General features: G+C 62.8%; 3 protein-coding genes. 1 reads left to right on the top strand and 2 read right to left on the bottom strand.

Annotated elements, in window-relative coordinates; translation table 11 throughout:
* Positions 1-297: hypothetical protein (locus EHS19_RS11035; RefSeq protein WP_206666326.1), on the top strand; the 297-nt coding region annotated here is incomplete at its 5' end.
* Between the two features lie 19 nt (positions 298-316).
* Here the strand turns inward: EHS19_RS11035 and EHS19_RS05450 are convergent.
* A complete protein-coding gene (locus tag EHS19_RS05450) occupies positions 317-1,012 on the bottom strand; it encodes a DUF4125 family protein (protein WP_151916772.1) in 696 nt (231 codons plus the stop codon).
* Between the two features lie 70 nt (positions 1,013-1,082).
* Positions 1,083-3,677 carry a DUF4037 domain-containing protein gene (locus EHS19_RS05445; RefSeq protein WP_421745308.1) on the bottom strand — a complete coding sequence of 865 codons (2,595 nt, stop codon included), beginning with the start codon at positions 3,675-3,677 and terminating at the stop codon, positions 1,083-1,085.
* Positions 3,678-5,150 lie beyond the last annotated feature (1,473 nt).

Below are 5,150 nucleotides of genomic sequence, written 5' to 3'. Positions count from 1 at the left end.
GCAATCACGGACGCGCTGCGCGCGCGGTCTGCTGGCTCGCCGGTCGGCTCGCACGTTGCCTACAAACAGCTCTGCTGTTTGCCTAACGGCAACGTCCCTGCAATTATGGACGCGCTGCGCGCGCACTTTACTGGCTCGCCGGTCGGCTCGCACAGCACCTACAAACAGCTCCGCTGTTTGCTTCACGGTGCTGTCCTGACAAGGGGAGCCAGGGATATAATCAACGAACTTCTGACGCAGGACACTACAGGCCAATGGAATTTTACCCGCTCAATCATCTGCGGGACGGCCCATTGACCCGCACAGACTTGGATCGTTACGATCTCGCCCGGTCTTGTGCGATTTGCGCGGCCATGCGCTGTGCGTGCTCGGCTTCGTCGAGATCGGCGAATCCGGCCATGCGCACCGTGTTCGCGATCGTCTCCTCGGTCAGATTGCGCCCCTGCTCCGCAAGATCGGCGACGAATCGTTCGTAGAGCGCGAACGTGCGCTCTGAATACGTGCCCAGCTCGCCGCGCAGATACGTTTCAAACGAGGTCGCCTCAATCGTGTCCTCGGCGGTGGTGAGCACGCGCATCGCCTCGCCCAGATGCGGCCGGCGCTCGCTAAAGTCGCGCGCCCACGCCACCTGCCGGGCGATCACCCGCTCCTGCCGCGCAACGCGGTCGTCGGCAAGACGCTCAATGTACGGTTCGATGTTGCGATGATAGTCGTCGGGCGCGGTCGAGGCCATCATGCGCCCGTATTTTTCGGTGACAAGATTGCGCCCTATGCGGTTGGCCGCGATCAGATCATCCCGATAGGATGCCAGCAGATCGAGCGGCCACGTCAGGAACTGGCTGGCGCGCATCTGATGGAACGTCGGCCAGTTGCCCTGACATGCGGCCCGTCCACCCTCGTTGTTCGTGCGCTGGAACTGATCCCACTCCAGCCGCACGATCCGCTCGACAAGCTGCTCGGCACTCGTCTTGTCAGCGCCAGTCTCGTTCGCGTGCCCGCTACTCGTCCCCATGTCGTTCTCCTTGCTGATGCCTTGCTGATGTCTTGCCGATGCGCGTGGCCGCCGCTTCCCGACGCATCCTCTACATGCTGTGCAGACACGCATCGGTGCCGCGGATGCGCGCCTCCACATACGGCCGCTGCCATTCGAGGAACGTCTCATCGCTGTCGGTCAGCCCCTCGCGCTGCAATTCGGCCACGACCTCGGCGCAGACATGCTCGATGGTCTCATGAATCCGCCCTGCCGCCGGAGCCGCGCCGCGTCCGCCCTCGCCGAATCCCGCGCCACCATAGCATGCGGCCGAACTGAGCCGCAGCAGCGATTCGAGCTGCTCGCACACGTCGGCGAGGCGGGTCGCCATGCGGCGCGACAGTCGACGCAGCGCCGCGAACCGCCATTTGTAGTATGGCGGGTATCCGACCGAAACCGGATTGTTGATCAGGAACACCAGCGAAGCCGCCGCATCAACGAATTCGCCGATCGCCAACCAGGCCGCCGCGCCGTCGCCGCGTTCCAGCATGCGCGGCACATTGTACTGACCGGACTGCGCCATCATGCCCAGCCGTCGCGAAATCAGCGACAGCCGCACATCGTCCGGCATCATCGTGAAGCTCTGCCGCGCCGCCGAGAACGCGCCCAGCGGATCGGCGAACACCGCGCCATTGGTCGCCGCGGCAAGCGTCGATTCGTCCAGCATCAGCCATTCATGCGGCCGGTCAGCCGGCGGAGCGGTGCGATACCCGGTGATCGACTCGAAGAACGCGCCGATCCTGAACACGCCGTCGCGGCGATTCGCGCCGTTGCGCGCGGCGCGCGGCGTGGAATCGGAGCGCGCGCATCCCATGAATTCGCTCGGCAGCGCCTCGTAGTCGGCCTGCAATTGCGCGCCGATCGCCGCGTAATCGTCGTCGGTGAGCCACAGGCAGAAGCGCGGGCCGAAATCATGATCACGCGAGATCGCGTCGTCGAAACTATAGCATTCCGAACCGTGCCCGACGAGGCCCGCGGCGATGCGCCCCCGGTACTGCGGGTAGCGCTCGGCGATGAGCGGCTGGCCGTAGGTTTTCCAGTATTCGCGCGCCAGCTTGAGGCCGCTGACTGGGGTTTGTGCTCCGGTTTGCGGCTTTGTTTGTGCGGTGGCCGCTGTTTGCGCCTCTGTTTGCGCGGTCGCCGCGGTGGTCGCTGTGCCCGCAGTTTGCGGCTCTTGTTGCGCTAGTTCTTCTCGGGATTCGCCCTGATTTCGTGAAAAACTTGCGCTGGCGGCCGGTGCCTTAGCGCAAGGATTTTTCGAAATCAGGCGTGTTCCCGAGAAAAACTTGCGCTGGGATGCAGGATTCGTTGCCGGATTCGTCTCTCGGCTGTGCTCTGCGGCCGACTTGCTTTGGAACTCCAGCTTTGACGTTGCCGGATTCGGTGTTGCGCCTGGATTCGATTCGGGGAACGGCATGGTTTGCTGATCTTTGGTTTGCTGATCTTTGGTTTGCTGATCGCTATGTGCCGTTTCATACCGCTCTGCGCGCCCCGCCTGCCGCTGCTCCTGCCGCTGCGCCCGACGCTGAGCCTCGCGCAGATTCGCTTCGGTGGTGCGGTAGTAGTCGGTGTCGCGCCCGTAGCATTCATCGATCACCGCAAGCGCCTGACGGTAGCGCTCCACGGCCTGAGCGTAGTCGCCGAGCGCGTAGCACACCTGCGCATGACCGGCCAGCGCCGAAGCGTAGTGGGCGCTATGCTCCAGACGCCCGTTGCGGTAGATGTCGAGCGCCTTGAGCGCGTGCGCATTGGCTTCCTGCAGCGCGTCGGTGTCTGCTGTGGCGGTCTTTGCTGCGCCGGTGTCTGCTGCGCCGGCCTTGTTTGGCTTGCCGATCGTTTGTGATTCAGCGGTGTCGCGCGGCGCGTCGGTTGCTTTCGCCGCGTTCGCTGCTGTGGATTCGCCGGCCGCGTTTACAGCGTTCCCGCCCGCCTCGCCGGCGACCCGCGCCGCGTCGAGCAGCACGAGCGCCAGATTCGTGTGCGTGCTCGCCATGTCCAGATCGGCGTCCGGATTCGGACTCGACTGCTCAAGAATGCTGAGCGCTCGCCGCAGCTCGGCTTCGGCCTGCCGCGGATGCCCGGTTTCGCTGTAGACCATCGACAGATTATTGTGCAGCGCGGCGAGTCGGCGGTCGGTGCGGGGCAGCGTCCGCTCGGCGCTCGCCTGCGCCTGCCGGTACAGGTCGAGCGCCTGATCGTAGTGCTTGGCGGCGCGCATGGCGGTTGCCGCGTTGATGAGTGTGGTCGTCCACGCCTCGGTGTCGGCGATGCCCATTCGGGCGGCGAGCTCCAGCGCGCGCTGCACGATCCACTGGTTCTTGTCGTGCCATCCCTGCGACCGGTAGAATCCCATCGTTTCGTTGAGCACGGTGAGCAGACCGGCGTCGTCGCCGGCGTTCTCCGCGTCGATCATAGCCTGCTCAAGATAGGGGGCGGCCTTGGTTGCGGCCTGATGCGCGTCGAAGATCGCGTCGAGTCCGCTGAGGAACGCCGCCGCATCGAAGGTGCCGTCCGCGCGCATCGACGGTCCGGCGATCGTTGCGTCTGCGGTGCCATTGGCCGCCGTGTCCGCGCCCGCCGCGTTCGGAGCCATGAATGAAGCTGCGGCTGGCGCGAACACTGACATGGCTGCCATGGCTGTTTGCATGGCATCCGCCGTGTGCGGGACCGCTGCTGATGCCGTGGTTGCGGTGTCGCCAAGGCTGCCGTCGGCGGTTGGCTCGGTTGCGTTGCTGCCACTGGTTGCGTAGCCGCTGGTAGTTGTGGTGCCGCCGATTGTGGTGTCGGCAGTTGAGTCGGCGCTGTTGCTGCTGGTTGCGTTGTCGTTGGTTGTGGTTCCGCCATCGGCCTTGCTGCCGACTGCGGTGGACGTCTCCGTGGTGTCGCCGAATGCCGCCATGAGTTTCGCCATCAGCTCGTCGTCATCCATGCCTGCTCCCTTGTGCGTCGTCTGCCGGTACGCTGCGCGTCGGCAGACGGTATCTCGCCGTTGCGATTGCCGTATTCCAGTGCCGTATTCCAGTGTAGGCGATGCCGCTCGCGTTCGCTTCCGGCGTTTGGGCATGCATGATGATGCGAGATCGAGCGCTATTGGCGTCAGGCATGCATGATGATGCTGCGGCGCGGAATACCTACAGTTTCTTCCCAGTTGTTTCCCAGTATCGTCCCGATATCGTCCATAACTGCGCGTGATCTCGACGTGTCCGCGCAGTTATGGACGAAAATAGCCCCTGAATCGTCCTTAACTGCGCGGGACTATCGAGATCACGCGCAGTTAAGGACGATAATGGGTGGCGCAGGGTGCCGCCTTGCTCCTGAAGACCGTTCATTGTGTGCTCGACTCCGCGCGCCGAGTTGAAGTGGCCTCATTTTTGTTCCGTCTCTACTGTGAGACGGCTTGTGCCGTCTGTTGTCGATAATACTCGTTCTCCACGTCCTGTGGTGTCCCCCAGCGCAGTGCTTCCGTGCGCATGCATGCTTGGTAGAGCTAGCACAGTAGAGCTAGCAGCGTCCCGGCGCAAGGATTTTTCGGGATCTGCCTTGAGTTCGTAAAATCTTTGCGCTAAGCAGCGTCTCAGCGCAAAGATTTTACGAAGTTCCCCCTCTTTCCGAGAAATCTTTGCGCAAACCCGCTCGAACTAGCTGGGGTGACGCTCCGGGGGTGACACCGCCGGCACTCAGACATGTGACACTCCGGCATCACAACTCTGTCATCACAACTCCGGTATCACAGGATGTATTCAGACAACGATCTGAAGTGGCCGTGCTGCGATTCCGAGAGGTAAAACCGTGAGGTTTTGCAGATCGTGTGCATGCCACGTATGTTTGCGATTGTGTGCATGGGGCGTATGTGTGGGGCGCACGATGGGCCTCTCGCGGTGGCTCGAAGTCACAATAGTGTGCATGCCATGTATGTGAGGCGTTGCTGATTGCGCGCATGGGACGTATGTTTGTGTGATCGTGTGCATGGAATGTACGTGAAACGCCTGATTCAAGACCGCTCGTATACGTTCCATGCACACGATGCCAAAACAACATACGTCCCATGCACACGACGGGCTGTGAGTACACGACGGGCTACGAGGGCCTCGTCACGGTCACAGGGAGCGGGTTCGGTCAC

Origin of the sequence: Bifidobacterium jacchi (assembly GCF_009078285.1) — a bacterium.
Classification (GTDB): Bacteria; Actinomycetota; Actinomycetes; order Actinomycetales; family Bifidobacteriaceae; genus Bifidobacterium; species Bifidobacterium jacchi.
This window is presented reverse-complemented; position numbering and strand designations above follow the sequence as displayed.

Excerpts from the sequence above, each read along its gene's own strand:
- EHS19_RS05450 (WP_151916772.1), bottom strand. The coding sequence starts at position 1,012 with ATGGGGACGAGTAGCGGGCACGCGAACGAGACTGGCGCTGACAAGACG.
- EHS19_RS05445 (WP_421745308.1), bottom strand. The coding sequence starts at position 3,677 with ATGCAAACAGCCATGGCAGCCATGTCAGTGTTCGCGCCAGCCGCAGCT.